The sequence below is a fragment of the Cellulomonas sp. PhB150 genome, assembly GCF_003755175.1.
Taxonomy (GTDB): domain Bacteria; phylum Actinomycetota; class Actinomycetes; order Actinomycetales; family Cellulomonadaceae; genus Cellulomonas.
In genome coordinates this window covers 432,055-456,843 of sequence record NZ_RKHX01000002.1, presented here as the reverse complement: position 1 = coordinate 456,843, position 24,789 = coordinate 432,055, and the positions used below count along the sequence as shown (strand labels likewise).

Below are 24,789 nucleotides of genomic sequence, written 5' to 3'. Positions count from 1 at the left end.
CTGCGTGCGCGCGTGGGTGCCGTGCGCCACGATGGGCCTGTGCCCGAGCTCCCCGAGGTCGAAGGGCTCGCCCAGTTCCTGCGCGAGCGCGCGTCCGAGCATGCCGTCACCGCCGTGAGCATCGGCGCGATCAGCGCGCTCAAGACGTTCGACCCGCCGCCGGACGCGCTCGTCGGCGCCACCGTGGTCGACGTGTCGCGGCACGGCAAGTGGCTCGACCTCATGGTCGCCACCAGCACCGGCGAGCCGCTGCACCTGGTCTGGCACCTCTCGCGCGCGGGCTGGGTGCGCTGGTCGGAGAAGCTGACGACCACGCCCGTCCGCCCCGGCAAGTCACCGATCGCGCTGCGCGTGCGGCTCGACGACGACTCGGGCTTCGACCTGACCGAGGCCGGCACCCGCAAGCGGCTCGCCGTGCACGTGGTCCGCGAGCCCGACGACGTCCCGCAGATCGCGACGCTCGGGGTCGAGCCGCTGTCCGACGAGTTCACGCCGCAGCGCCTGGCCGAGCTCCTCGCGGCCAAGAACCAGCAGGTCAAGGGCCTGCTGCGCGACCAGGGGACCATCGCCGGCATCGGCAACGCGTACTCGGACGAGATCCTGCTCGAGGCCCGCATGTCCCCGTTCGCGATGACCCGGTCGTTCGACGAGGCCAGGACGAGCACCCTCTACGCGGCGATCCGGGAGGTGCTCACGGGCGCGGTCGCGGTCGCGGCGGGGCGCCCTGCCGCGGACCTCAAGGACGGGAAGCGCCGCAGCATGCGCGTGCACGGCCGCACGGGCGAGCCCTGCCCGGGCTGGGACGGCACGCCGTGCGGCGACACCGTGCACGAGGTGTCGTTCGCCGACTCGTCGTTGCAGTACTGCCCGACGTGCCAGACCGGCGGCAAGCCGCTCGCCGACCGGCGCATGTCGCGCCTGCTGCGGTAGCGCCTAGAAGAGCACGGTCGCGTACGAGCCGACCTGGCGGAAGCCCACCCGGCGGTAGGCCGCGAGCGCGCGCACGTTGTACGCGTTCACGTAGAGCGACACGACCGGCGCGACCTCGGCCAGAGCGAGCTCGACGACGGCGGCCATCCCCCGCTCGGACAGGCCCTTGCCGCGGTGCTCGGGCGTGACCCACACCCCTTGCACCTGGGCGACTCCCCCGGCGACGGCGCCGAGCTCCGCCTTGAACACCACCGAGCCCTCGTCGTCGGACATGCGCACGTACGAGCGCCCCTGCGTCACCAGCCCGCGCACGCGCGTCTCGTACGGGCCGCCCGGGCCGCTCGCCGGCGAGTAGCCCACCTCCTCGGTGAACATACGGACGCACGCCGGGAGCACCTGCGGCAGCTCGTCCAACCGCGAGGGCCGCACCCGGGGGTCGGGCGCGACGACCGGCGGGCCGTCCATCACCATCGACGGCTGGTCGTCGCGCACCTCGCGCGCGCCGGGCCAGGCCGGACGCAGCCGACCCCACAGGCCGAGCACCGCGTAGGCAGGTCCGACGAGCGACGAGCAGCGTCGGCCCTGGCGGCGGGCCATCGACGCGAACGACTCGATCGCGCGGTCGGGGTCGACTCCGGGAGCCTCGGGAACCACGGGCACCATGTTCGCGCCGGCCCAGCAGATACCCTCGAGCCGGCCGTCCTTCTCGTAGCCCCACAGCTCACCGCCGGCGCGCCGGATGCCGATCTCGAGCGCCTGCTCGAGCCGTGCCGTGGCCAGCACGGAGCCGACCGGGTCCTGCGCGCAGACGGCCAGAGCGGCCGCGAGGTCGCCGTCGTCGAGGACGCGCCCCCCGGTCCGCTCGTCGAGCGCCGTCGCGCGACGTGGTGCCATGGGGTGATTGTGCACCAGGTCACACCCCGCGCGCGCTGCGACGCGACCGCGCGGCCGTCAGCCGACCGTGACGACCGGGGAGCCGTCGCCCGCCTCGACGGGGTCCATCTCCTCGGCGAGGCGCATGGCCTCCTCGATGAGGGTCTCGACGATCATCGCCTCGGGGACGGTCTTGATGACCTCGCCGCGCACGAAGATCTGCCCCTTGCCGTTGCCGGACGCGACGCCGAGGTCGGCCTCCCGAGCCTCGCCGGGGCCGTTGACGACGCAGCCCATGACCGCGACGCGCAGGGGCACCTCCATGCCCTCGAGCCCGGCGGTCACCTTCTCGGCCAGCGTGTAGACGTCGACCTGCGCACGCCCGCAGGACGGGCAGGAGACGATCTCGAGCTTGCGGGGCCGCAGGTTGAGCGACTGCAGGATCTGGATGCCGACCTTGACCTCCTCGACGGGAGGTGCGGACAGGGAGACGCGGATCGTGTCGCCGATGCCCTTGCTGAGCAGCGCACCGAACGCGGTCGCGGACTTGATCGTGCCCTGGAAGGCCGGACCCGCCTCGGTGACGCCGAGGTGCAGGGGCCAGTCGCCCCGCTCGGACAGCAGCTCGTAGGCGCGCACCATCACCACGGGGTCGTTGTGCTTGACCGAGATCTTGAAGTCGTGGAAGTCGTGCTCCTCGAACAGCGACGCCTCCCAGACGGCGGACTCGACGAGAGCCTCGGGGGTCGCCTTGCCGTACTTCGCGAGCAGCCGTGGGTCGAGCGAGCCGGCGTTGACACCGATGCGCAGGCTCGTCCCGGCGTCGGCCGCGGCGCGAGCGATCGCGCCGACCTGGTCGTCGAACTTGCGGATGTTGCCCGGGTTGACGCGGACGGCCGCGCAGCCCGCGTCGATCGCCGCGAAGACGTACTTGGGCTGGAAGTGGATGTCGGCGATCACCGGGATCTGCGACTTGCGGGCGATCGCGGGCAGCGCGTCCGCGTCGTCCTGCGTCGGCACGGCGACCCGCACGATGTCGCAGCCGGCGGCCGTGAGCTCGGCGATCTGCTGGAGCGTGGAGTTGACGTCCGACGTCTGCGTCGTGGCCATGGACTGGACGCTCACGGGGGCGTCGCCACCGACCTCGATCTTGCCGACACGGATCTTGCGGGTACGGCGACGCGGGGCCAGCACGGGTGCGGGGGCCTCCGGCATGCCGAGGCTGATCGGGATGCTCACCCGCTCATCATCGCACCGTCCGGGCCCCGTACCTGCGCGGGAGCGTGCGCCTGCACGACTTCACCACGCAACCTCACCCGCGCGTGGCGCTCAGGCGCCGTCGATCTCGTCGCGCCGGGCCAGGAGCAGCCGGTCGAGCACGTCGTCGGGCACCGGCTGGTCCTCGGAGAACCGCAGCGTGCCCTTGGCGAGCGAGAAGTCCGCGAGCTCGTCGCGCACGGTGTCGAGCGCGGGCGGGCTGAACGGGTACAGACCGATGTGCCCCTTCGCGGACATCACCGACAGCAGGGGCTTGCCCCGGTAGCGCAGGGCGGGCATGCCGTACCCGACGCCGTCCTCGGCGTCGGGCACGAGTGCGCGCGCACGCGCGTAGACCCGCTCGATGGCGGCGCGACGTCCGGCGGGCAGGCTCTCGAGGTACTCGCTCAGCTCCGACATGCCGACCAGGCTAGCGACGACCTCAGATGGCGATCGGGTTGAACACGTCGGCGTAGACGAGCAGCAGCCCCACGGCACCGAGCACGACGAACACCGCGTACGCCAGCGGCACGAGCTTGGCCGAGTCGAACGGGCCGGGCCGCGGCCGGCCGCGCAGCCGGGCGACCTGGCGGCGGCCGCCCTCCCACAGCGCGGCGGCGACGTGCCCGCCGTCTAGGGGCGGCAGCGGGATGAGGTTGAAGACGAACAGCGAGATGTTGAGCACCGCGAGGATCGACAGGAGCGAGGACGCCTTGATCCCCTCGCTCACGTCGTTCGCCGAGGCGATCTCACCGGCGAACCGGCCGATGCCGACGACGCCGACGATGCTGTTGACGTCGCGCTCCTTGTCGCCGAACGTGGTCTGCGCGAGGTCGACGACGCGGCTCGGCAGCGTGCCGACCACCGAGATAGTCTTCCAGGTGGTGTCCGCGACGATGCCGGGAACGGCGAGCGGCGACTGGCGCTCCATGACCTCGCTCGGCGAGATGCCGAGGAAGCCGACCGCCTGGGTCTCCTGGACGCCCGACGCGTCGAGCACGGGCTGGCCGTTCTCGTCGTACACGCCGCGCTGGGCGACCACGGGCGTCACGGTCAGCGAGACCTGCTCGCCGTCGCGGTCGACGACGATCGGGGTCGCCTCGTCGCCCGTGGCACGGATCGCGGTGGTGAGCTGGTCCCAGGACTCGATCAGGACGCCGTCGTAGCTGACGACCGTGTCGCCCGGCAGCAGGCCGGCCGCGGCACCGGGTGCGGCCGGGTCGGTCGGCTGGCAGGTGCGGTCCGGGTCGGCGTCCGACGGGATGACGCACTGGGAGACGGTCGACAGCGTCGGGGTCGTCGTCGGCGTGCCGAAGCCCACGGCGACGATCCCGAGCAGCACGAACGCGATGACCAGGTTCATCACGGGCCCGCCGAGCATCACGACCAGCTTCTTGGGCGTGGACAGGTGGTAGAACGCCCGGGCGTCCTCACCGGGCTGGATCTCCTCGGCGCTCGCGAGCCGCGCGTCGCGGGACAGCCGCCGGAACCACGTGTTCGCCGGAGGGTTGCCGACCGCCTCGTCGGGCGCGTACATGCCGACGAGGCGCACGTAGCCACCCAGCGGGATCGCCTTGAGCCCGTACTCGGTCTCCCCCTTGGTGCGCGACCACAGCGTGGGGCCGAAGCCCACCATGTACTGGCTGACGCGCACGCCGAAGCGCTTGGCGGGGACCATGTGCCCGATCTCGTGCAGCCCGATGGACAGGAGCAGGACCACGACGACGATCAGCACGCCGACCAGGTAGGCCATCGACCCTCCGCAGATTCGAGACGCGCAGTCGCGCGCGTCGACCTATCTTGCCGTCATCGTCTGGGAATCCGCTGACAGCCAGCAGGGTGAGACTGCGCACGTCGCGCCGCCCGCACGCGTGCGCGGCGACCGGCTACCGTCCGAGCATGACGTCGCTCTGGTCCGCCCACCTGGCCGACCGCCGCCCGACCGAGCCGCTCGACGGCGACACTACCGCCGACGTGGTCGTCGTCGGCGCCGGCCTGACGGGGCTGTGGACCGCGTACTACCTGCTCGACGCCGATGCCGCGCTCGACGTCCTGCTCCTCGACGCGGGCGTCGTGGGCGAGGGCGCGAGCACGCAGGGCCTGGGCGCGTGCTCGGCGGACCTCGCGATCAGCGCCGAGCGCGTCGCGCTCGCGTTCGGCCGGGACGCCGCGCTGGACCTGCGGGCCGCGATGCGCGACGCGGTCGTCGAGGTCGGCGGGGCGCTCGCCCTGGAGCAGGTCGAGTGCGGGTTCGGCTTCGGCGGCGCGTTGCGCGTGGCGCGCAGCACCGCGCAGGTCGAGCGGCTCGGCGAGCTCGTCGCGACCGCGCCGACGTGGGGCGACGAGTGGTCGCTGCTCGACGCCGCCGGTGCGCAGGAGCACGTGCGGGTACCCGGCGTGAAGGCCGGCGCGTGGACCCCGGACTGCGCGGTCCTCGACCCCGCCCGCCTGGTCCGCGGCCTGCTCGACGTGCTGCTCGCGCGCGGCGTGCGCCTCGCCGAGCGGACGACCGCGCAGCGTGTCTCGCCGCACGCCGTGCTCACCGACCGCGGCACGGTGCGTGCGCCGGTCGTGCTCACCACCGTGGAGGCCGGCGTGCCGGGTGTCGCGACCGGTCGGACGCTCGCGGCCGTTCCCGCGCACGCCCTGGCCACCACCCGGCTCGACGCGCGCGCGTGGGGCGAGATCGGCCTCGAGCCCGGAGTCGTCGTGCGCGAGGCGGCGCACCTGCCCGTGCAGGCCCGGCGGACCGCCGACGACCGGCTCCTCCTGACCGGTGCCGGCCACCCGTCGGCGCTCGACCGCGCACTGGCCACCCTCTTCCCCGTCGCTGACCCGGCGGGTGCGCTCCGCTGGTCCGGCCGGCTCGGCGTGCCGCGCGACGGACTCCCGTCGGTCGAGCTGGACCCAGCGTCGGGACTCGGCGGTGCCGGCGGGTTCGGGGCCAGCGGGGTCACGGCGGCCAACCTCGCGGGACGCACGCTCGCCGACCTGGCGTGCGGTGTCGAGTCGTCGCTCGTGCACCTGCCGTGGGTCGGCCACCGCTCCCCGGACTGGCCCCCGCTCGGCGGCGCGGCGGTCAGCCTCGCGATGCGTGCGGCGGCGCGCGCGGACGCTGCCGAGAGCGCCGGCCGGCGGAGCCGCACCGCGGCGGCCGTGCTCGACCGGGTCCCGATCGGCTAATTCCGCGCGAGCACCTCGTGGGCGCGCGCCCGCGCCCACGTCTCGGCGGCGAGCACCGCCTCCAGGCTGAGGTCCGCGGCCGCCGTGCCCGCGTGCTCGTCGAGCACGCGCTCGACCGTCCCGACGATGTCGAGGAAGCCGATGCGCCCGTCGAGGAACGCCGCGACGCACTCCTCGTTGGCCGCGTTGTAGACCGCCGGGTGGGTCGCGGACGCCGCCACCGCCGCTCGGGCGAGACGGACGGCCCCGAAGACCTCCTCGTCGAGCGGCTCGAACGTCCACGTCGCCGCGGTCGTCCAGTCGCAGGGAGGCGCGACGTCGGCGACCCGGTCCGGCCAGGACAGGCCCAGCGCGATCGGCAGCCGCATGTCCGGCGGGGAGGCCTGGGCGATGGTCGAGCCGTCGACGAACTCGACCATCGAGTGCACGACGGACTGCGGGTGCACGACCACCGTGATGTCGTCGATCGGCACGTCGAACAGCAGGTGCGCCTCGATGAGCTCGAGCCCCTTGTTCATCAGCGTCGAGGAGTTGATGGTCACCACCGGGCCCATCGACCACGTGGGGTGCGCGAGCGCCTGCTGCGGCGTCACGGCCTTGACGTCGTCGAGAGACCGGCCGCGGAAGGGACCGCCGGACGCCGTGAGGACGAGCCTGCGCACCTCGGGTCGCGACCCGCCGCGCAGCGCCTGGGCGATCGCGGAGTGCTCGGAGTCGACCGGCACGATCTGGTCGGCGCGCAGCCGCGCGGCCTGCACGAGCGCGCCGCCGACGACGAGCGACTCCTTGTTGGCCAGCGCGAGGGTGCTGCCCGCGGCCAGCGCGGCGAGCGTCGGCCCGAGCCCGACCGAGCCCGTGACGCCGTTGAGCACGACGTCCGCGCCGCGGCCGGCCAGCTCGGTGGAGGCTTCCGGCCCGACGAGCACCTCGACGTCGCGGCCCGTCAGCAGCTCGCGCAGCGGAGCCGCGGCGCTGGGGTCGGCCACCGCGACGACCGGTACGTCGAGGTCGACGACCTGCCGCGCCAGGAGTGCGACGTCGCCGCCGCCCGCGCTGAGCCCGACGACGTCGAAGCGCTCACGGTTGCGGGTGATGACGTCGACGGCCTGGGTGCCGATCGATCCGGTGGACCCCAGGAGGGTGACGCTGCGCTGGCTGGTGGGCTGGCTCACGCCGACCATCATCACTCGACGCCGAGCAGCACCTCGACCGCGCGCGCGAAGAACGCGTCCACCGCGGCCTCGCCGTAGGCGTTGTGCCCCTTGCGCGCACGGAACGTCGCGGCCCGGACCTCGGCGGCCGCGAGCGGCGCACCCTTGTCGAAATAGGCGACCAGGCGGTGGCACAGCGCGTCGACGTCGGCGGGCTCGTAGCCCTGGTGGCGACCCTCGGGCGGCGCGAACCGGTCCCCGTCGGGTCGGCCCAGCCGGCCGTAGAGCGTGCGCGCCTGCTCCCCCAGCTTGGCCAACCAGGCCTGCTGGCCGTTCTCGGCGACGAACTCCGCGCGCGAGCGGGCCACGAACGCGGCCTCGAGCCGGTCGAGCGCCGCGTCGACGGCTGCCGTGACGTACCCGCCCCGGACCACGTCGAACGCCACGCCCCGCACGTCCTTGGCGGCCAGTGCGCCGGCCGGCCCCTGCTCGTAGACGGACCGAGCGTGCTCGAAGAAGTCGTCGACCTCGTCAGGGTCGTAGCCGCTGCGCAGCCCCGACGCCGTCCGGAACATCCCGTCGCTCACTCGTCCTCCTCCGCCGCGAGCTGGCCGCAGGCTCCGTCGATCTCGCTACCGCGCGTGTCCCGGATGGTGGTCGGGATCCCGTGCGCCCGCAAGCGTGCCACGAACTCGTCCTCGACCCCGGGATCGCTCGCCGTCCACTTCGAGCCGGGCACCGGGTTGAGCGGGATCGGGTTGCAGTGCACCCAGCCCTTGCCCCGCGCGTTGAGCTTCTCGCCCAGCAGGTCGGCGCGCCACGCGTGGTCGTTGATGTCCCGGATGAGGGCGTACTCGATGGAGACGCGGCGGCCGGTGACCTCGAAGTAGTGGTACGCGGCGTCGATCGCCTCGTCCACGTCCCAGCGCGTGTTGACCGGCACGAGCTCGCTGCGCAGCTCGTCGTCGGGCGCGTGCAGCGACAGCGCCAGCGTCACCGGGATGCCCTCGTCGGCCAGCTTGAGCATGGCCGGCACCATGCCGACGGTCGAGACCGTGATGTTGCGGGCCGACATGCCGAAGCCGTCGGGCGTCGGCGCGACCAGGGTCCGCACCGTGCCCATGATCGCCTTGTAGTTGGCCAGGGGCTCGCCCATGCCCATGAAGACGACGTTGGTCAGCCGCGCCGGCCCGCCCGGGATCTCGCCGGCGCCCAGGGCGCGCGCGGCCTCACGGACCTGCTCGACGATCTCGGCGGTCGACAGGTTCCGGGTCAGGCCCATCTTGCCCGTGGCGCAGAACCCGCACGCCAGCCCGCAGCCGACCTGGCTCGAGATGCACAGGGTCGAGCGGTTCTTGTATCGCATGAGGACGGTCTCGACCTTGGCGCCGTCGAACAGGTGCCACAGCGTCTTGACCGTGGTGCCGCCGTCGGCGGTCAGGGTGCGCGCGTTGGTCAGCAGCGGCGGGAACAGGCTCTCGGCGAGCTTGTCGCGGGACGCCTTCGACAGGTCCGTCATGGTCGACGGGTCCGAGGACAGGTGCGTGAAGTAGTGCGTCGCGAGCTGCTTGGCGCGGAACGGCTTCTCCCCCAGACCCGTGACGGCGGCGACGCGCTCCTCGGGCGTGAGGTCGACGAAGTGCTGCGGCGGCTTGCCGCGGGGGCCTCGGGTCGGTGACGACAGGTCGAGGCGGACGGGTGTCCCGGTCATGGGCACCCCCTTCTGGAGTACTCGGGTCACGCGGGCTGGAGGACCGCGAGGATCAGGTAGACGGCGGGCGCCGTCAGGAGGAGCGAGTCGAGCCGGTCGAGGATGCCGCCGTGCCCGGGGACGAGCGAGCCCATGTCCTTGAGCTCGAGGTCCCGCTTGAGCAGGGATTCGCACAGGTCGCCGAGCGTGGCCGTCACGACGGTCGCCAGGCCGAGGAAGACCCCGACGAGTGCGTTGCCGTCGAACGCGATCTGCATGCTCACGACGCCCACGACGCACGCGAGCACGACCGAGCCGACCAGGCCCTCCCAGGACTTCTTGGGGCTGACGGACGGCGCGAGAGGATGCCGGCCGACGAGCACGCCGACGGTGTACCCCCCCGTGTCGCTCGCGACGCACAGGAGGATGAACACGAGCACGCGCGCGGGGCCGTCGGGCTCCGCGAGCATGAGCATGACGAAGCCGCCGAGGAACGGCAGGTAGGCCGCGGCGAACGTGCCCGCGGTCGCGTCGCGCAGCGCCTGCTCGCCGCTGCCGTCGAGCACGCGCCAGATGACGACCCCGCCGACCGTGAGCATGAACGCCACGAACAGGGCCTCGGGCCCGGCCGTGTAGGCGGAGACGAGGATCCCGACGGCGCCGACGAGCAGAGGCAGCAGCGGCAGGTGGATGCCGCGGCGCGTGAAGGCCTGCGCCAGCTCCCACAGGGCCGCGCACACCACGAGGACCGCGAAGCCCGCGAAGACCTCCTTGACGATGAACAAGGAGGCGACGACGACCACGAGGATGCCGAGGCCGACGGCGATCGCGACCGGGAGGTCGCGACCCGAGCGGGACGTGCGGGGGGCGGCGAGCTCCGTCATCAGACCTCGAGCAGCTCGCTCTCCTTGGACGCCAGCAGGTGGTCGATGAGCTCGGTGTGCTTCTTGGTGAGCACCTCGAGCTCCTTCTCCGCCCTGCTGACCTCGTCCTCGCCGGCCTCGCCGTCCTTGACGATGCGGTCCAGCTCCTCCTTGGCCCGACGACGCACCGAGCGCACCGAGATGCGCGCGTCCTCGGCCTTGTTCTTGGCCAGCTTGACGAAGTCCTTGCGGCGGTCCTGCGTCAGGGCCGGCAGGACGACCCGGATGACGTTGCCGTCGTTCGTCGGGTTCACGCCCAGGTCCGACTCCCGCAGGGCCTTCTCGATGGCGACGCTGGCCGACTTGTCGAAGGGCGAGATGAGGATGGTGCGCGCCTCGGTCACGTTGAACGACGCGAGCTGCTGCAGCGGCGTGGGGCTGCCGTAGTAGTCGACGAAGATCTTCGAGAACATCGCCGCGTTCGCCCGGCCGGTGCGGATGGTCGCGAAGTCGTCCTTGGCGACCTCGACGGCCTTGTCCATCTTCTCCTCGGCCTCGAGGAGGGTGTCGTCGATCACCAGGTGCTCCGTCTCGTTCGTGTCGGTGGTGGTGCGTGCCGTGCGTGCGGTGCTGGGCGTGGTCAGCCCGCGGTGACCAGCGTGCCGATCTTCTCACCCTGGAGGGCCCGCGTGACGTTGCCCTCGTCCTCGAGCCCGAAGACGCGCATGACCACGTCGTTGTCGCGGCACAGCGACAGCGCCGTGGAGTCCATGACGGCCAGGTCGCCGACGATCGCGTCGGTGTAGGTCAGGTGGTCGAGCTTCACGGCGTCGGGGTCCTTGCGCGGGTCCGCGCTGTAGACGCCGTCGACGCCGTTCTTGCCCATGAGCACCTCGTCGCAGTGCGTCTCGAGGGCCCGCTGCACGCTGACCGTGTCGGTCGAGAAGTACGGCATGCCGGCTCCGGCGCCGAAGATCACGACGCGGCCCTTCTCGAGGTGCCGGATCGCGCGCAGCGGGATGTACGGCTCGGCGACCTGGCCCATCGTGATGGCCGTCTGCACGCGCGTGCTCACGCCCGCCTGCTCGAGGAAGTCCTGCAGCGCCAGGCAGTTCATGACCGTGCCGAGCATGCCCATGTAGTCGGCACGCGCCCGGTCGAGCCCGCTCTGCGAGAGCTGCGCGCCGCGGAAGAAGTTCCCGCCGCCGACGACGATCGCGACCTGCACGCCCTCGCGCACGGCCACGGCGATCTCCTCGGCGACCCGGCGGACCACGTCGACCGCGAGGCCCACGTCACCGCCGCCGAAGGTCTCCCCGGAGAGCTTGAGCAGGACGCGCCGCGGGGCGGTCTCGGTCGTCACGTCGGTGGGCTGCTGGCTCACGCGTTCCTCCTGGGTGTCGTCCGTACCGTCGCTGCCGTGCTGGCGGGGTTCCGCCCGGCCCGCTGGCCGGTCCTGCGCCGGTGGCCCCGACCCTGGACGGGCGGGGCCACCGGATGGTGCTGGGGTCAGGCTCCCACGCGGTAGCGCACGAAGCCCTGCAGGGTGCCGCCGACCTCGGAGAGGACCTGGGCGACCGTCTTCTTCGGGTCCTTGGCGAACGCCTGGTCGAGCAGGACGTTCTCCTTGAAGAACCCGTTGAGGCGACCCTCGATGATCTTCGGGAGCGCGGCCTCGGGCTTGCCCTCGTTGCGCGCGGTCTCCTCGGCGATCTTGCGCTCGTTCTCGACCGTCTCGGGCGAGACCTCGTCGCGCGTCAGGAACGTCGGCGAGAACGCGGCGATGTGCGTCGCGATGTCGCGCGCCACGCCCGCGCCGGCCGCGTCGGTCGCCACGAGGACGCCGACCTGCGGGGGCAGGTCCTTGTTGACCTTGTGCAGGTAGACCTCGACGTGCTCGCCGGCCACGCGGGCCAGGCGGCGGACGACGACGCGCTCACCCAGGGTGGCGGCCGTCTCGTCGACGATGTTCTGCACCGTGGTGCCCTGGTAGTCGGCGCCGGTCAGGGCGTCCGCGTCGCGGGCACCCGTCTCGACGGCCGCGTTCAGGACGCGCTCGGCCAGGGAGATGAAGTTCTCGCTCTTGGCGACGAAGTCCGTCTCGGAGTTGATCTCGACGAGCACGCCGGACTGGCCCTCGCCGTCCGCGGTCGGGCCGACGTGGGCGGCGACGAGGCCGTCCGAGGCCGAGCGACCCTCGCGCTTGCCGACGCCCTTGAGGCCCTTCACGCGGATGATCTCGAGCGCCTTGTCGGCGTCGCCCTCCGCCTCCTCGAGCGCCTTCTTGACGTCGAGCATGCCTGCGCCGGTCTTCTCGCGCAGCGCCTTGATGTCTGCGAGCGAGTAGTTCGCCATCAGTGGTCCGTCCTTCGTGAGTCGCGTGAGTTGATGCGGGACCCTGGCGGGTCGGTGACGTGCCGGGTGCCGGCGACCTGGTCAGGTCCGCCGGCACCCGAGCGGGTCACTTGGAGTCGGCGTCGCCCTCGGCGGCAGCCTCGGCCGCGGGGGCCTCGTCGGCGGCGGGCGCCTCGGCGGCGACCTCGGCGGTCTCGGCCTCGGCCGGAGCGGCCTCAGCCTCGGCGGGGGCAGCGTCGGCCGGAGCGGCCTCAGCCTCGGCCGGGGTGGCCTCGGCAGCGGCCTCGGCGGGCGCGGCCTCAGCAGCCGGGGCCGCCTCCGTCGCGGCCAGGTCGGCCTCGGCGCCGGCGAGGAGCTCGCGCTCCCACTCGGCCAGGGGCTCGGCGGCCTCGGTGCCCTCGGCGGCCGCGGTGCGACCCGAGTGGCGCTTGAGCAGGCCGTCGGCCGCGGCGTCCGCGATCACGCGGGTGAGCAGCTGGACGGCGCGGATCGCGTCGTCGTTGCCCGGGATCGGGTAGTCGACGACGTCGGGGTCGCAGTTGGTGTCCAGGATCGCGACGACGGGGATGCCGAGCTTGCGCGCCTCGTTGACCGCGAGGTGCTCCTTGTTCGTGTCGACGATCCACACGGCCGAGGGAACCTTGGCCATGTCGCGGATGCCGCCCAGCGTCTTCGCGAGCTTGTCCTTCTCGCGGCGCAGGACGAGCAGCTCCTTCTTGGTCAGCGGCGAGCTGGCGACGTCGTCGAAGTCGATCTGCTCGAGCTCCTTGAGGCGCTGCAGGCGCTTGTGGACGGTGCCGAAGTTGGTCAGCATGCCGCCGAGCCAGCGCTGGTTCACGTAGGGCATGCCCACGCGTGCGGCCTGCTCGGCCACGGGCTCCTGCGCCTGCTTCTTGGTGCCGACGAACAGGATGGTGCCGCCGTGCGCGACGGTCTGGCTGACGAACTCGTAGGCGTTGTCGATGTACGACAGCGACTGCTGCAGGTCGACGATGTAGATGCCGTTGCGCTCGGTGAAGATGAAGCGCTTCATCTTGGGGTTCCAGCGGCGGGTCTGGTGCCCGAAGTGGACACCGCTCTCGAGCAGCTGGCGCATGGTCACGACGGCCATGGCACGTCCTTCCGGCGCGCACCTGCCGGTGCGCGCGTCATGGCGGACCCCTGCGACGGAGCCCGCATCTCGGTTGTGGCGCCGACGTCTGCCGGTGCCCCTGGCGTCCTGTCCCCGACCGCGCCGGACCCTGAGGCCCGGACCGTTGCGGTGGCGACCCCGCTCCCATGACCCGCCGGAGCGGGAGGGGTGCGGGTGGAAGACGCGCGAAGTCGACCGGCACGGACCGGTCGCATGCGGAAGTCTAACCGATCGGCGGGGTCGGCCGCGTCACGCGGGCCCCGGCACCTGTGGGACGCGCCACCGAACGGCGGGGGGGGTCACCTGCCGCGGCGAGCCGACCACAGCCCCCGGGCCGCCTGGCCGCGTCCACCGTTCTGGCCGGTGCCGCGGCGCAGCGGACGCTGCCGAGCACATTCTCGCTGCATGACGACCTCCACCCGCTCCGGACCTCCCCCACCGGCACCTGGCGTCTCGGCCGCCGCCCGGTTCCCGGCTCGGTTCGGGCCCGCCGTGCGGGCGCGGTTCGGGCCGGTCGCCGCCAGCCCCCGGGCGCGTGTCGCGTCGCACGTCACCGGGCTCGTGCTGCTCATCGCCGCGCTCGCCGCGCCGGCTGCCGCCGGGCCAGGCCCCGAGCCGCCCACGCCGACGGCGACGCGCGCGCTGGTCCTGCCCGTCCCAGGTCGCGCCGACGTGCTGCGGCGCTTCGAGCGGCCGCCCGCCCCGTGGGCGGCAGGTCACCGTGGCGTCGACCTGGCGGCCGTCGTGGGGGGCGACGTGCTCGCGCCCGGCGACGGGGTCGTGACGTTCGCGGGCCGCGTGGCGGGTCGGCCGCTGGTGACGGTCGCCCTCGCGGGCGGGCTGCGCTCGAGCGTGGAGCCTGTCGTGCCCGACGTCGCCGCCGGTGACCGGGTGACGGCTGGCGACCTCGTCGGCTCGGTCGCCGCCACGGGTGGCCACTGCGACCGGCCGTGCGTGCACTGGGGCGTCCGCGCGGGGCGAGCCGACCCACCGGTCTACCTCGACCCGATGGCGCTCGTCGGCGGCTCGGGCCCGATCGTCCTGCTGCCCGACCCGCCCGGCCTACCCGTCGCTGGGCGCGCGACCTGGCCGTGAGGGCCGGTCAGACCCCGGCGGCGGTCAGCCGGGAACGGAGGCGGAGCATCGCGGCCGTGTGCATCTGCGAGATGCGCGACTCGGTCACGCCGAGGACGCGGCCGATCTCGGCGAGCGTGAGGCCCTCGTAGTAGTACATGACGACAACGATGCGCTCGCGCTCACCGAGCTGCTCGATCGCGCGGGAGAGGAGGAAGGAGGTCTCGGCCGCCTCGACGCTGCCGGCCGGGTCCTGCGAGCGGTCGTCGCCGAGGGTGTCCACGAGCGAGACTCCGCCGACGCGCTCCTCGCCGCCGCCGAGCAGCTCGTCGAGCGCCGCGATGTTGACCGAGGAGAGCTGCGAGTACACCGCGCGCAGGTCCGCGAGCGGCACCTGCATGTGGCGGGCGATCTCGATCTCGGTCGGGGCGCGGTGCAGCTTGGCCTCGAGCTCGGCGTGGGCGCGGTCGACAGCGCGGGCCTTGGTGCGCACCGAGCGCGGCACCCAGTCCATGGCGCGCAGCTCGTCGATGATCGCGCCGCGGATCCGCGAGCTCGCGTAAGACTCGAACTTCACCGCGCGGTCGGTCTCGTACTTCTCGATCGCGTCGATCAGACCGAACATTCCGTAGGACACGAGGTCGGCGTGCTCGACCGTGCTGGGCAGGCGCATCCCGACGCGGCCGGCGACGGCCGAGACGAGCGGGGCGTAGTGCAGGATCAGGTTCTGGCGAGCGGTCGCGCAGCCCTTGTCCTTGAGGTCGACCCACAGGAGGGCGAGCGCGGCCGCGGCCTCGTCGACCAGCGGCGAGCGCTGCGTCGGGACCTCGGGCGCGGCCACGAGCGAGCCGAGCTCGGCGTCGACCGCGGCGTCAGCCTGCTGGTTGCGGGGCTGCGGGACGACGCCTGCGGGGGCGGCGTCGGCACCGACGTGGGCCAGCCATGCGGCGGCGGCGTCAACCTGGGTCGTCGTCATTGGGGGCTCCGGGGTGGCTCAGGCGCGGGGGTGGGCGAGTGCGTAGGCCGAGCGGAGTCGCTCGGCCGAGATGTGGGTGTAGCGCTGTGTGGTCGCGAGGCTGGCGTGGCCGAGGATCTCCTGCACGCTGCGCAGGTCCGAGCCACCCTCGAGGAGGTGGGTCGCGGCGGTGTGCCGCAGGCCGTGGGGTGCGAGGTCCTCGACGTCGGCAGCCGCGGTCGCGCTGTGCACGACCTCCCGCACCTGGCGCGGGTCGATGCGACCGCCGCGCAGGCCGAGGAAGAGCGCGTCGGGTGAGTCGGGACGCGCGAGAGCGGGGCGGGCACCGTCGAGCCAGGCGACGAGGGCGGCACGAGCCGGGACCCCGAACGGGACGACGCGCTCCTTGGACCCCTTGCCCAGGACCCGCAGCGTCCGCTCGGCCAGGTCGACGTCGCGCAGGTCGGCGGAGCAGAGCTCGCCGACGCGGACGCCGGTGGCGTAGAGCAGCTCGAGCATCGCCCAGTCGCGGACGTGGGCGGCCTCGCCGTCTGCGGCGCGCTCACGTGCGGCCTCGATCACGGCCGTGACGGCGCTCGTGCGCAGGACGGTCGGCAACGGCGCGCTGACGCGGGCCGTCGCGAGCCGCAGGGACGGGTCCACCGCGATGCGGTCGGTCCGGGCAGCCCACGCGAGGAACGTGCGGGCGGCGGCGCCGCGGCGGGCCAGCGTCGCCCGGCTGCGCTTGGCAGCCGCCTGTGCTGCGAGCCAGGCCCGCAGCATCCGCAGGTCGATGTCGTCGAGAGTCGTGGCGCCGTGGCGGACGGAGAAGCCGAGCAGGGCCTCGATGTCGCTGCGGTAGGCCCGGTCGGTGTGGCTCGACAGGCCTCGCTGAGCGGAGACGTACGACGAGAAGGCATCGAGCAGCGCAGCCCGGCAGGGCGCCTTCTCGATGAGCTCGGTCGTGGTCATGGGCCCTACGGTGACCTGAAACACACAGCCAAGACAAGGGCAGAATTCACCTGCCTGGGCTAATGCTGGTCGAATGCCACCGGAATGTCCGATTGTGGGGTCGTGAGAAGGGCCACACGGCCGGTTTTTCACCCGCTCGCCACTTCAGTCTCCGGGTCGAAATGCCCTCGTCACCCTCCCGGGGTGGCGCGTACACCCGTTCGGCCGCGGCGACACGCCGGTGGAGCGAAAGGTGCGTGACGGACCGAACCGGACATGCATCGGTCGGCGTGCTTTCCAACGAATGTGGGCCACGAGCCGTTCCCGGCTCCGCCGGCCCAATTCCTTCCCGTCGCTGCCCGTCGCGGCTTGTCGCTACCCGGTCGCGGCCCGTCGCGGCCCGGTCCGGGCGGGCCCTTCATGCGGGAGCCAGCCTCCACCGGTCGCCGTCCCGTGCGGCCCGCGCCTCGAGCTCGAGCAACCCGAGTGCGGCCCGCGCCTCCCCCACCGTCACCCCGGCCCGCGCCGCGACCTGGTCGACGGTGACGCCCGCCCGGACGGGGAGCGCGTCGAGCACGCGCACCGCCCCGGGGTCGAGCCCGTCCGCCCGACGCGACGGCCCGACCGGCTCGGCCGGCTCCGCCACGAGGTCCGCTCCGACGAGCCCCGCGAGGTCCATCACCTCGGCGGCGTCCGTCACGCAGACGGCAGACCCCTCCCGCAGCAGCCGGTGGCACCCCGCCGAGGCGACCGACGTGACGGGCCCGGGCACCGCCCCGACGGGTCGCAGGAGCCGTGCGGCGTGGTGGGCCGTGCTCATCGCACCCGACCGCCAGGCCGCCTCGACGACGACCGTCGCCCGGGCGCCCGCCGCGATCACACGGTTGCGCTGGAGGAACCGGCCCTTGGTCGGGACGCTACCCGGCGGCACCTCGGCCACGAGCGCGCCGCCCTGACCGACCGCCGCCTCGAACAGCCGCGCGTTCCCTGCGGGGTAGGCCCGGTCGACGCCCCCCGCGAGCAGCACCACGGTCCGGCCTCCGCGCGACAGCGCGCCGCGGTGGGCGGCGGCATCGATCCCGTACGCGCCGCCGGAGACGACGCACGCACGTGCATCGACCGCGCCCGCCGCGAGGTCGACCGCCACCCGCTCCCCGTAGGTCGTCGACGCCCGCGACCCCACGAGCGCCACCGACCGCCCGAGGAGCACACCGAGGTCGGGCTCGCCACGCACCCAGAGCCCGAAGGGCGCACCGGCTCCGAGGTCGTCGAGCCCGGTCGGCCATCCCGGGTCGTCGGGGACCACGAACGAGCCACCCTGCGCGTCGAGCACGCCCAGGTCCCTCTCGGGCGCGACGTCCTCCAGGCGGACCGACCACCGCTCGACGGCGCGCGCCAACCGGACGCCGCCCAGACCCAGGACCGGACCCGGACCCGGCCCCCCGGCCGCCTGCTCACGGTCGACCGCGCCCTCCCCCACGACGTCGGCCCACGCGAAGGCGAGCCCGACCTCCGCCGCAGCGACGACCAGCCGGAGTGCGTCGACGGCCCCGAGCGTCGCCACCAGGGCGCCGGCCACGAGGTCGCCCGGTTCCGCGAGCGCGCTCCAGGCCGCGCGAGCCACGCGGTCGTCCGACATCGCCTGATCCAGCCGGCGCGAGGGGACTGCACCTCTCAGTCGACGCGCGTCCCGCGGCGGGTCCGGCTCCCGATGGGCCGTCATGCCCCGTGCCCCCGTGTCCTCAGCAGCAGGGCGCGGCCGACGTCGGCACGCCCGGGCGCCGGACGGCCCTCGAGGTCTGCCAGCGTCCAGGCGACCCTCAGCACGCGATCGACCCCGCGCATGCTGAGCGTGCCGCGGTCGAGCGCGCGGTCCAGGTCGCCGAGCAGGGAGGCGTCCGCACCGAGCCGCTCCCGCAGCCACCCACCCGGCGCCTCGGCACCCGTGCGCCACGGCGTGCCCGCGAGCCGGTCGCGGGCCGCCGCCCGGGCCGCCGACACGCGTCGGGCGACGACGGCCGTCGACTCCCCCTCGGCGCCCCCTGCCCGCGCCGGCTGGAGCTCGACCTGCAGGTCCACCCGGTCGAGCAGGGGGCCGGACAGCTTGCCGAAGTACCGCCGCCGCTGCTCGCTGCGGCACGTGCAGTCGAGGCCCTTGCCGACCGCCTTGCCGCACGGGCACGGGTTGGCCGCGAGCACGAGCTGGAAGCGCGCCGGGTACCGCGCGGCGCCCTGCGCGCGGTGCAGCACGAGCTCGCCGTGCTCGAGCGGCTGGCGCAGCGTCTGCAGCACGGCCGTCGAGAACTCCGGTGCCTCGTCCAGGAACAGCACCCCGCGGTGCGCCCGCGACGCCGCGCCCGGTCGCGGCGTGCCCGAGCCGCCGCCCACCACGCTCGCCGGCGTGGCCGTGTGGTGCGGGTCCTCGAACGGCGGCCGCCGGAGCAGGCCGCCGCCGGGGTCGAACGTGCCGGCGACCGAGTGCACCGCCGTGACCTCGACCGCGTCCGCCTCGTCGAGGTCGGGGAGCAGGCCGGGCAGCCGCGCGGCGAGCATCGTCTTGCCCGTCCCCGGCGGCCCGACCATGAGCAGGTGGTGGCCGCCCGCGGCGGCCACCTCGAGGCACTCGCGCGCGTCACCCTGGCCCACCACGTCAGCCAGGTCGAGCACGCCCCGCGGAGGCGGCGCAGGCACCGCCTCCAGGGTCGCCACCGCGAGCTCGGGCACGTCCACGTCGGCGCCGTAGCGGGCGGCCACCTCGGCGAGCGAGCCGACCCCGGCGACGCGGGCACCCGGCACGAGGGCGGCCTCGGCCGCGTTGGCGTGCGGGACGACCACCCGCGGGTGCCCCGCGGCGACGGCCGCCGCCACCGCCGGGAGCACGCCCCGCACGGGCCGCACACGCCCGTCCAGCCCCAGCTCGCCGATGTGGACGACGCCGACGGCGGCCGCAGCGTCGAGCACCTCGGCGCCGACGAGCGTCGCGACAGCGATCGCCAAGTCGAAGGACGAGCCGGACTTCGCGAGCGTCGCCGGCGACAGGTTGACCGTGATCCGCCGGTTCGGCCACGACAGCCCCGAGGACGTGACGGCGGCGCGCACGCGGTCACGAGCCTCGGCGAGCGAGGCGTCGGGCAGCCCGACGAGCGTGAACGCGGGCAGCGACGGGGCCAGGTGTGCCTCCACCTCGACCACGTGGCCCGTGAGCCCGACGAGCGCGACCGCGAGCGTGCGTCCCAGCACCACTCAGATCACCCCGACCAGGTGCTCGACGACGGCCGCGCCGCGCGGCGGCAGCAGCACCGCGATGACGTCGACCCGCACCGACGCGACCCGCTGGTCGTGCGCGGCGAGCCAGGCGGCCGCGAGCCGCCGCACGCGAGCCAGCTTGAGCCGCGTCACCGCCTCCGCCGGATGCCCGTAGGCCGTCGACCGCCGCGTCTTGACCTCGACGACGACCAGCTCGTCCCCGTCGAGCCCGACCAGGTCGATCTCGCCGTCGCGGCACCGCCAGTTGCGGTCGAGGACCTGCCACCCCGCCTGCAGGACGTGCTGCGCGGCGACGTCCTCGCCGTACCGACCGACCGCATCCTTGGCTCGCATGTCCTGACCGTGCCGCATGCGGGCAGGCTGGGAAGGAGCCGGTGCTCAGGTCTGGGGACGACCGCGCCGAGCTGCGGGGCTGTGGTCGGCTCGCTGACGCGAGGGGACGATCAGCGCGGGAAGCCCGCGCCGCTGCCGAGGTCGAGCTCGGCCTTCGCGAGCTCCTCGACGTTGACGTCCTTGAACGTCACGACGCGCACCGACTTCACGAACCGCGCCGAGCGGTACACGTCCCACACCCAGGCGTCGGCGAGCGTGAGCTCGAAGTAGACCTCACCGGCGGCGGACCGCACCTGCAGGTCCACCTGGTTCGCCAGGTAGAAGCGGCGCTCGGTCTCCACCACGTACGAGAAGAGGCCGACGACGTCGCGGTACTCGCGGTAGAGCGCGAGCTCCATGTCGGTCTCGTAGTTCTCCAGGTCCTCGGCACTCACGCGCCCATCATCCCCCACCGGGGGACTCGTCGGTGACCCCCACACCGGGCAGCCGCCACGACCGTCGGTGCAGCACGCTCGGCCCGAGCGTCGCGAGAGCCGCAAGGTGGTCCGGCGACGCGTAGCCCTTGTTCTCGTCCCACCGGTAGGCGGGATGCTCGGGTGCCAGTGCCGCCATCATCGCGTCGCGCTCGCACTTGGCCAGCACGCTTGCGGCGGCGACGCTCGCGCAGGTCCGGTCGGCCTTGACGCGCATGTGGACGCGCGGGCCGTCCGCGGAGGCGGCCTCGTCGAACAGGCTCGCCTGCGCGGGAGGCGTCAGCCAGTCGTGGGAGCCGTCGAGCAGCACCACGTCCACCGGGCCGACACGCTCGGCGACGGTGGCCAGCGCGCGGGTCCCGGCGAGCCGCAGGGCAGCGATGATCCCGATCTCGTCGATCTCGGCGGCGCTCGCGTGCCCGACGGCCCGCGCGGTGCCCCATCGGCTCAGCGCCGGAAGCAGCGCGGTGCGCGCCAGGGGCGTGAGCAGCTTGGAGTCGGCCACGCCACGCGGAGCCGACCGCGTCGTGACGTCGACGACGACCACGCCCACGCTCACGGGGCCGGCGAGCGAGCCGCGGCCCACCTCGTCCATGCCCGCGACCAGGCGTGCCCCCGTGCGCAGCAGGACACGCTCGTGCCGCAGGTGCGGCCCGGGCCGCGCCGCCCGGGCCGGCCGGACGGCGACCGCCGCGACGGGGCTGGTCACGCTCACGACGCGGGCGGCACGTCCGCGAACGTGTCGCCCGGGTTGCGCAGGATGTCCCAGTGGGCGGCGGGCCAGACGATGACGAAGGCCACGCCCACCACGTTGCCGATCGGCACGGAGCCGCCGCCGGGCTCGCCCTGGTGCCAGCGCGAGTCGGCCGAGTGCTGCCGGTTGTCGCCCATGACCCAGATGCTGTCGGGCGGCACGACGATGTCGAACGCGAACTCGCTCGGCTGCGCACCGGGCGCCAGGTAGGGCTCGTCGATCGCGACGCCGTTGACCGTGACGGGCTTGCCCGCGCCCTCGGACGCGACGTGGTCCCCGGGCAGGCCGATCAGACGCTTGACGAGGTGCTCGCCTGCGTCCTCGGGGTAGAGGCCGATGAACGTCAGCGCGTCACGGACCACGGTGCCGACCGGGCCGGTCGGCGTGTCCTCGGCCTCGTCGCCGAGCCAGTGGTTCGGGTCCTTGAACACGACGACGTCGCCGCGGTGCAGGTCGAAGGGGCCGGGCGTCAGCTTGCTGACGAGGATGCGGTCGTTCTCGATGAGCGTGTCGTTCATCGACCCGCTGGGGATGAAGAACGCCTGCACCAGGAAGGTCTTGACGATGAGCGAGAGCACGAGCGCGCTGACCAGGATGATGACCGTCTCACGCAGGAACGACGCACCCGTGCTCCGGCGCTTGTCGCGCCGGTCGGGAGCGGCTGCGTGCCGGGGTGCCACGTGGTCGTCGCCGGCCGCCGTGCTCGGCGTTCCGGTGGCGGTCGGCGGGGCGGCTTCGTCGGCGGGGTCGATCACCCGGACACTCTCGCACGCCGAACCGTGCAGCGCGCACAGTGCCGCGCTCCGAGACGACCGCGCCCGGGTACGCCGACGGGCGGCCACCGCGAGGGTGACCGCCCGTCTGGAGTGCTGCGTGGTCAGGCCTTCTTGGCCGGGACCGCGTCGCGCTTCTCCTTGATCTTGGCCTTCTTGCCGCGGAGCTTGCGCAGGTAGTACAGCTTCGCGCGGCGCACGTCACCGCGCGTCACGACCTCGACGGACTCGAGGCTCGGGGAGTGCACGGGGAACGTGCGCTCGACGCCGACCTGGAAGCTGACCTTGCGGACCGTGAAGGTCTCGCGGACGCCCTCGCCCTGACGGGCGATGACGACACCCTGGAACGCCTGGATCCGCGAGCGGTTGCCCTCGACGACCTTGACGTTGACCTTGAGCGTGTCGCCGGGACGGAAGTCCGGGATGTCGGAGCGCAGCGACGCTGCGTCGACCTGGTCGAGCGTGTGCATGGTGTTCACTCTCCCGCCCTGCCACAGGTCAGAAGCGTCATCGTGGGCAGCCGGCCGCCCGCGCGAGCAGGCGAGGAACGGCGTCCCCGTGGTCTGGTTCCGGTGCGTCCGGGAGAACATGTCCCGGGTGGCCGTGATCGTCTCCCCTGTGGCAGAGACGCAGCCGTACGCGCACCAGCGCACGATTCTGCCACAGCGGGCCCGTGCGCTGCTAATCAGCCTGCGTGAGGCGCCCGTCCTCGACGGCCCAGCCGAGGTCCGCGAGCGTCGCGAGGTCCGCCCTGTCGAGGACCGCGGGGTCCAGCACGCGCAGCATGTCCGGCCGCCGGGCGGCGGTGCGCTCCAGCGCCTGGTCACGACGCCAGCGCTCGATCCGCGCGTGGTGCCCGGACACCAGCACCTCCGGGATCTCGAGCCCGGACCACGCCGGCGGCTTGGTGTAGACGGGGTACTCGAGCAGCCCGGCCGCGCCGTGCGACTCCTCGACCAGGGAGTGCGGGTTGCCGACGACGCCCGGCAGGAGGCGCCCGACGGCCTCGACGACGACGAGCGCCGCGACCTCTCCCCCGTTGAGCACGTAGTCACCGATCGAGAACTCGGTGACGCGGACCCCGGGACGCGAGCGGTAGTGCTCGGCGACGCGGGCGTCGATCCCCTCGTAGCGGCCGCAGGCGATCACCAGGTGCTGCTCGGTGGCCAGGGCCTCGGCGGTGCGCTGCGTGAGCGGCTCGCCCGACGGCGTCGGGATGAGCAGATGGGCACCGTCGTCGAGCACGTCGTCGAGCGCGGTCCCCCACACGTCCGGTCGCATCACCATCCCGGCGCCGCCGCCGAAGGGCGTGTCGTCGACCGTGCGGTGCCGGTCCGTGGTCCAGTCCCGCAGGTCGTGCACGCGCAGGTCCAGCAGGCCGGTCTCGCGGGCCTTGCCGACGAGCGACAGGTCGAGCGGTGCGAGGTAGCCGGGGAAGATCGAGACGACGTCGATGCGCACGTCAGTCCTCGGCCGGGCCGCGGGTCTCGTCGGACACCACGAGGTTCGCGGCGTCCGAGGCCAGCAGGCCGCCCGGCGGGTCGAGCACGACGCGTCCGCCCGGCACGTCGACGACGGGGACGATGGCGCGCACGAACGGCACGAGCGTGCGGGCACCGTCGGGCTCGCGCAGGACGAGCATGTCGTGCGCCGGCAGGTGCTCGAGGCCGACGATCTCCCCGAGGACCCGGCCGTCGACGTGCTCGGCGCGCAGGCCGGCGAGCTCGTGCGGGTACCAGGCGTCCTCGTCGTCGGAGTCGTCGGCCTCGTCCGAGTCGGTCACGATCGTCGTCCCGCGCAGCGCCTCGGCGGCGGTGCGGTCGTTGACCTCGGCGAACTGCACGTACCAGCGACCCTGCTGGTTGCGGGTGCTGACGATGGTGAGCGGGCCGGCGGAGGCGGGCTGGGTCGTCAGGACCGAGCCGACCGCGAGCCGCTCGTCGGGCGCGTCGGTGCGCAGGTCGAGACCGACCTCGCCGCGCAGTCCGTGGGCGCGGCTGACGACCGCGACGATGAGCTCCATGGTTTTCCTCCGTGACGTGGGCGAAGGCCCGGCCCCCAGGGTAGGGGACCGGGCCTTCGTGAAGCTGGGTGATGCAGTGCCGAGGCTGAGTCAGCGACGGTCGACGTCGACCACGTCGACCCGCACCGAGCCGTCGGCGGACAGTGCCCCGACGACCGTGCGCAGGGCCTTGGCGGTCCGACCGGCACGGCCGATCACGCGACCGAGGTCCTCGGGGTGGACCCGGACCTCCAGCAGCTCGCCGCGTCGCAGCGACGAGGAGCTCACGCGGACGTCGTCCGGGTGATCGACGATGCCGCGCACCAGGTGCTCGAGCGCCTCGGCGAGCATCAGGCCTGCTCGTCCTCGGTGGCCTCGGCCGCGGGGGCCTCAGCCTTCTTCTGCGACGCGTTCGCCTTGACCTTCTCGGCGTCGGCGGCGGCAGCCTCGATGGCGGCCTTCGGGTCGACCTTGTCGGCCTTGGTGCGGAGGGTGCCCTCCTGGCCGGGCAGGTTCTTGAACTTCTGCCAGTCACCCGTGATCTTGAGGAGGACGGCGACCTGCTCGGTCGGCTGCGCGCCGACGCCGAGCCAGTACTGCGCCCGCTCGGAGTCGACCTCGATGAACGAGGGCTCCTCGGTGGGGTGGTACTTGCCGATCTCCTCGATGACGCGACCGTCGCGCTTGGTGCGCGAGTCGGCGACGACGATGCGGTAGTACGGCGCGCGGATCTTGCCCAGGCGCTTGAGACGAATCTTGGTGGCCACGGTGTG

At 73.5% G+C, this 24,789-nt stretch carries 28 protein-coding genes; 3 read left to right on the top strand and 25 right to left on the bottom strand.

Going from position 1 to position 24,789, the window contains the following annotated elements; translation table 11 throughout:
- Positions 1-39: 39 nt before the first annotated feature.
- Positions 40-930, top strand: coding sequence for an Fpg/Nei family DNA glycosylase (locus tag EDF34_RS09510; protein WP_123371105.1), 891 nt, complete (start codon positions 40-42; stop codon positions 928-930).
- A 3-nt stretch (positions 931-933) separates the two neighbouring features.
- Here the strand turns inward: EDF34_RS09510 and EDF34_RS09505 are convergent, their stop codons facing one another.
- The 4 genes from EDF34_RS09505 to EDF34_RS09490 all read right to left on the bottom strand — a co-directional run bounded on the left by EDF34_RS09505 (position 934) and on the right by EDF34_RS09490 (position 4,813).
- Complete coding sequence (locus tag EDF34_RS09505; protein ID WP_123371104.1) at positions 934-1,824, bottom strand: DUF4081 domain-containing GNAT family N-acetyltransferase; 891 nt, start codon at positions 1,822-1,824, stop codon at positions 934-936.
- 57 nt (positions 1,825-1,881) lie between these two features.
- Entirely contained in the window at positions 1,882-3,018 is a 1,137-nt protein-coding gene (gene ispG / locus EDF34_RS09500) for a flavodoxin-dependent (E)-4-hydroxy-3-methylbut-2-enyl-diphosphate synthase (RefSeq protein ID WP_199737806.1), read from the bottom strand.
- Positions 3,019-3,132: 114 nt separating this feature from the next.
- Positions 3,133-3,480 carry an iron chaperone gene (locus tag EDF34_RS09495; RefSeq protein WP_123371102.1) on the bottom strand — a complete coding sequence of 116 codons (348 nt, stop codon included), beginning with the start codon at positions 3,478-3,480 and terminating at the stop codon, positions 3,133-3,135.
- Between the two features lie 22 nt (positions 3,481-3,502).
- Positions 3,503-4,813 (bottom strand): RIP metalloprotease, encoded by a 1,311-nt coding sequence (locus EDF34_RS09490; RefSeq protein WP_123371101.1) that lies wholly within the window; start codon positions 4,811-4,813, stop codon positions 3,503-3,505.
- Positions 4,814-4,959: 146 nt separating this feature from the next.
- Between EDF34_RS09490 and EDF34_RS09485 the strand changes: the two genes are divergently transcribed.
- Positions 4,960-6,243 (top strand): FAD-binding oxidoreductase, encoded by a 1,284-nt coding sequence (locus tag EDF34_RS09485; RefSeq protein WP_148076608.1) that lies wholly within the window; start codon positions 4,960-4,962, stop codon positions 6,241-6,243.
- Here the strand turns inward: EDF34_RS09485 and dxr are convergent.
- The 8 genes from dxr to rpsB all read right to left on the bottom strand — a co-directional run bounded on the left by dxr (position 6,240) and on the right by rpsB (position 13,413).
- Complete coding sequence (gene dxr / locus EDF34_RS09480; RefSeq protein WP_233575291.1) at positions 6,240-7,415, bottom strand: 1-deoxy-D-xylulose-5-phosphate reductoisomerase; 1,176 nt, start codon at positions 7,413-7,415, stop codon at positions 6,240-6,242. The two genes, EDF34_RS09485 and dxr, sit on opposite strands and share 4 nt — an antisense overlap.
- 11 nt (positions 7,416-7,426) lie before the next feature.
- On the bottom strand, positions 7,427-7,981 hold the full coding sequence (locus EDF34_RS09475; protein ID WP_123371098.1) for a DivIVA domain-containing protein: 555 nt from the start codon (positions 7,979-7,981) through the stop codon (positions 7,427-7,429).
- Positions 7,978-9,105, bottom strand: a complete 1,128-nt coding sequence (gene rlmN / locus EDF34_RS09470; RefSeq protein WP_123371097.1) for a 23S rRNA (adenine(2503)-C(2))-methyltransferase RlmN — start codon at positions 9,103-9,105, stop codon at positions 7,978-7,980. The genes EDF34_RS09475 and rlmN overlap by 4 nt, the downstream gene beginning before the upstream one ends.
- 26 nt (positions 9,106-9,131) lie before the next feature.
- A complete protein-coding gene (locus EDF34_RS09465; RefSeq protein ID WP_123371096.1) occupies positions 9,132-9,968 on the bottom strand; it encodes a phosphatidate cytidylyltransferase in 837 nt (278 codons plus the stop codon).
- Positions 9,968-10,525, bottom strand: a complete 558-nt coding sequence (gene frr / locus EDF34_RS09460) for a ribosome recycling factor (RefSeq protein WP_123371095.1) — start codon at positions 10,523-10,525, stop codon at positions 9,968-9,970. Before frr ends, EDF34_RS09465 begins: the two co-directional genes overlap by 1 nt.
- 62 nt (positions 10,526-10,587) lie before the next feature.
- Positions 10,588-11,331 (bottom strand): UMP kinase, encoded by a 744-nt coding sequence (pyrH, locus tag EDF34_RS09455; RefSeq protein ID WP_123371094.1) that lies wholly within the window; start codon positions 11,329-11,331, stop codon positions 10,588-10,590.
- Between the two features lie 125 nt (positions 11,332-11,456).
- Entirely contained in the window at positions 11,457-12,302 is an 846-nt protein-coding gene (gene tsf / locus EDF34_RS09450) for a translation elongation factor Ts (RefSeq protein ID WP_123371093.1), read from the bottom strand.
- Positions 12,303-12,408: 106 nt separating this feature from the next.
- The gene (gene rpsB, locus EDF34_RS09445) at positions 12,409-13,413 is read right to left on the bottom strand and encodes a 30S ribosomal protein S2 (RefSeq protein WP_123371092.1); all 1,005 of its coding nucleotides are present in this window, start codon (positions 13,411-13,413) and stop codon (positions 12,409-12,411) included.
- Between the two features lie 426 nt (positions 13,414-13,839).
- Between rpsB and EDF34_RS09440 the strand changes: the two genes are divergently transcribed.
- Positions 13,840-14,529: a M23 family metallopeptidase gene (locus EDF34_RS09440; protein ID WP_123371091.1), complete on the top strand. Its 690-nt coding sequence runs from the start codon at positions 13,840-13,842 to the stop codon at positions 14,527-14,529.
- A 7-nt stretch (positions 14,530-14,536) separates the two neighbouring features.
- Here EDF34_RS09440 and EDF34_RS09435 read toward each other — a convergent pair whose 3' ends face one another.
- The 13 genes from EDF34_RS09435 to rpsP all read right to left on the bottom strand — a co-directional run bounded on the left by EDF34_RS09435 (position 14,537) and on the right by rpsP (position 24,783).
- Positions 14,537-15,484 carry a FliA/WhiG family RNA polymerase sigma factor gene (locus EDF34_RS09435; protein WP_199737760.1) on the bottom strand — a complete coding sequence of 316 codons (948 nt, stop codon included), beginning with the start codon at positions 15,482-15,484 and terminating at the stop codon, positions 14,537-14,539.
- A gap of 18 nt (positions 15,485-15,502) precedes the next feature.
- Positions 15,503-16,435: a tyrosine recombinase XerC gene (locus EDF34_RS09430; protein ID WP_123371090.1), complete on the bottom strand. Its 933-nt coding sequence runs from the start codon at positions 16,433-16,435 to the stop codon at positions 15,503-15,505.
- Positions 16,436-16,832: 397 nt separating this feature from the next.
- Entirely contained in the window at positions 16,833-18,053 is a 1,221-nt protein-coding gene (dprA, locus tag EDF34_RS09425; RefSeq protein WP_233575290.1) for a DNA-processing protein DprA, read from the bottom strand.
- Between the two features lie 80 nt (positions 18,054-18,133).
- Positions 18,134-19,657 (bottom strand): YifB family Mg chelatase-like AAA ATPase, encoded by a 1,524-nt coding sequence (locus tag EDF34_RS09420; RefSeq protein WP_123371088.1) that lies wholly within the window; start codon positions 19,655-19,657, stop codon positions 18,134-18,136.
- Positions 19,658-20,014 carry a YraN family protein gene (locus tag EDF34_RS09415; protein ID WP_123371087.1) on the bottom strand — a complete coding sequence of 119 codons (357 nt, stop codon included), beginning with the start codon at positions 20,012-20,014 and terminating at the stop codon, positions 19,658-19,660.
- Between the two features lie 110 nt (positions 20,015-20,124).
- Complete coding sequence (locus EDF34_RS09410) at positions 20,125-20,448, bottom strand: DUF2469 domain-containing protein (protein WP_123371086.1); 324 nt, start codon at positions 20,446-20,448, stop codon at positions 20,125-20,127.
- A gap of 7 nt (positions 20,449-20,455) precedes the next feature.
- Complete coding sequence (locus EDF34_RS09405) at positions 20,456-21,196, bottom strand: ribonuclease HII (protein ID WP_123371085.1); 741 nt, start codon at positions 21,194-21,196, stop codon at positions 20,456-20,458.
- A gap of 2 nt (positions 21,197-21,198) precedes the next feature.
- Positions 21,199-21,996, bottom strand: coding sequence for a signal peptidase I (gene lepB / locus EDF34_RS09400; protein ID WP_199737758.1), 798 nt, complete (start codon positions 21,994-21,996; stop codon positions 21,199-21,201).
- Positions 21,997-22,118: 122 nt separating this feature from the next.
- Positions 22,119-22,484 carry a 50S ribosomal protein L19 gene (rplS, locus tag EDF34_RS09395; protein ID WP_123371312.1) on the bottom strand — a complete coding sequence of 122 codons (366 nt, stop codon included), beginning with the start codon at positions 22,482-22,484 and terminating at the stop codon, positions 22,119-22,121.
- Between the two features lie 211 nt (positions 22,485-22,695).
- Entirely contained in the window at positions 22,696-23,475 is a 780-nt protein-coding gene (trmD, locus tag EDF34_RS09390) for a tRNA (guanosine(37)-N1)-methyltransferase TrmD (RefSeq protein ID WP_123371084.1), read from the bottom strand.
- 1 nt (position 23,476) lies between these two features.
- Complete coding sequence (rimM, locus tag EDF34_RS09385; RefSeq protein WP_123371083.1) at positions 23,477-24,037, bottom strand: ribosome maturation factor RimM; 561 nt, start codon at positions 24,035-24,037, stop codon at positions 23,477-23,479.
- A 90-nt stretch (positions 24,038-24,127) separates the two neighbouring features.
- Positions 24,128-24,367 carry an RNA-binding protein gene (locus tag EDF34_RS09380; RefSeq protein ID WP_118766875.1) on the bottom strand — a complete coding sequence of 80 codons (240 nt, stop codon included), beginning with the start codon at positions 24,365-24,367 and terminating at the stop codon, positions 24,128-24,130.
- Positions 24,367-24,783, bottom strand: a complete 417-nt coding sequence (gene rpsP, locus EDF34_RS09375) for a 30S ribosomal protein S16 (protein WP_123371082.1) — start codon at positions 24,781-24,783, stop codon at positions 24,367-24,369. The genes EDF34_RS09380 and rpsP overlap by 1 nt, the downstream gene beginning before the upstream one ends.
- Between the last annotated feature and the right edge of the window lie 6 nt (positions 24,784-24,789).